Here is a 1,423-nt window from a genome sequence, read left to right on the forward strand (position 1 = left end):
CACTTTAGGCTCTTTACTCAAAGACTTGCAATCTCATCATTTTATAGCAAGAGATTATAGAGCATTGAGCCAAGATTCTAACAACCTTTTAGAAAATCTCATACAAGAGATAATGCAAAATCTCATCATACATAACACAACAAGCCATATATCCCTCAATGATATACGCAAATACCAAGTGCCAGAGGAGAGTGATTTGTATAAGGAGTTTAAGGCTTTAGAAGAAGATGATAAAAAATCAGCCATTGATGCCTATAATGAAGCCTTAGAAATCTTAGCAGAGTATAAAAATTACTATTTCACTAATACGAGCAATGGAAAAGAAGATAGAAACAAAGCAAGGAGATTATTAGAATGTCTTAATGTTATAGGGCAGAATAATATGAGGGCGTTGTATGTGGGGACAAGCGAAAGTAGCAAAAAAATGAAACGCCCTAAACTCATAGGTCGTCTAGCCACTACTATCATTATAGAAGATGGCTTATGGTTAGGATAAGATTATATTGATTATAGAAAGGGAGAAACAATGTTTTTATTTAATGATAAAGAGAATACACAAGAGAAGCAAAAAGTAGTTAAGAGAGTAAAAGATGTTTTTGGTAATGATATAGAGCTAGATTCTAATGGTAATGTGATATTGAAAGATTATAGATTTGATATTCAGACAATTTTTGATGATGAAGTTAAAAAGATTCCTACAACAGATGAAGAATTTTTAAAACAAGATTCATTAAGAGCTACCAAACTCCTTAATGAGACAAATGCCATTTTAGACTCCTCTCCCTATAATTCCTACACCCCCCTCTACCTAGACCCAAGCCTTAAAACAAATCCAAATCATTTTAAAGAATTTCAAAGCTTTCGTAATCTCTATCTTAAAGACCCTATAAAAAAAGCTATAGCTCCTTGGACTAAAAAAGAAAAAGCCTATTATGAATCTTTACAAACTAAAAGAGAGAGATACCAATACTTAGTGATAAGAAGTGGATTAAGAAGTGCAGTCATAGATATACCCTTTGATGCTATTGGTGGAGTAGATGAAAAGGGTAGAGTAATAAATAAAGATTATGAAGATATCTTTTATCAAGTAGATAGGAATAAAGAGACTTTAAAGTCCTACTTACATATACAAGAATGGGGCATAGCTGCAGGGATACTAGGGAATCCAAAGTATCTTTCAAGAGATAATATGGGCTTTCAAGCACGACATATACAGGCTCTTATCTTAAAAATGCAGCTTGATGCAACTACTACTAATTTTACGGGATTAAGGAATTATGAGAGATATGGAAACAATATCATAGGCAACCAACAATTAGGATTGCGTAAAAACCCCTTACGCCAACAACAGCTCACAGCCCTAGCTAAGAGCATAAAGCCTGATAGATTTGGTATGCTCCCATACATAGATGAGATAATGGGA

2 pseudogenes are annotated in these 1,423 nt (G+C 33.6%); both read left to right on the forward strand.

Annotated features, from left to right (window positions below):
- Window positions 1-496: pseudogene (locus LS66_RS09935) on the forward strand (hypothetical protein); the annotation flags it as partial.
- 30 nt (window positions 497-526) lie between these two features.
- Window positions 527-1,423, forward strand: a pseudogene (locus tag LS66_RS09940) (hypothetical protein); the annotation flags it as partial.

Source organism: Helicobacter sp. MIT 03-1614, assembly GCF_000762925.2.
GTDB lineage: Bacteria > Campylobacterota > Campylobacteria > Campylobacterales > Helicobacteraceae > Helicobacter_C > Helicobacter_C hepaticus.